Annotated in this window: 1 protein-coding gene; it reads left to right on the top strand. The window is 67.0% G+C overall.

Features of this window, described 5'->3' with window-relative positions:
• On the top strand, positions 1–376 hold a 376-nt coding region (locus NQU54_RS48885), incomplete at both ends, for an ATP-binding protein (protein WP_441005771.1).

Here is a 376-nt window from a genome sequence, read left to right as displayed (position 1 = left end):
ACGCCGCCACCAAAAACTGGTCGAAGAAGCCCCGGCTCCGTTCCTGACCCAGGAGCAGACGGCGCAGCTCTACGCCGCTTCCAAGGCCATCCTCAAGGAAGCGGGCTATGTCGGGGCGGGGACGGTGGAGTTCCTGGTGGGCAACGACGGCACCATCTCCTTCCTCGAGGTCAACACCCGCCTCCAGGTGGAACACCCGGTCACCGAGGAGGTCACCGGCATCGACCTGGTCCGCGAGATGTTCCGCATCGCCGACGGCGAGGCCATCGGCTACGACGACCCGCAGGTACGCGGCCACTCCTTCGAGTTCCGCATCAACGGCGAGGACCCGGGCCGCAACTTCCTGCCCGCCCCCGGCACGGTGACCTCCTTCATC

Source organism: Streptomyces malaysiensis subsp. samsunensis, from assembly GCF_024519315.1.
Lineage (GTDB): Bacteria > Actinomycetota > Actinomycetes > Streptomycetales > Streptomycetaceae > Streptomyces > Streptomyces malaysiensis.
This window is presented reverse-complemented; position numbering and strand designations above follow the sequence as displayed.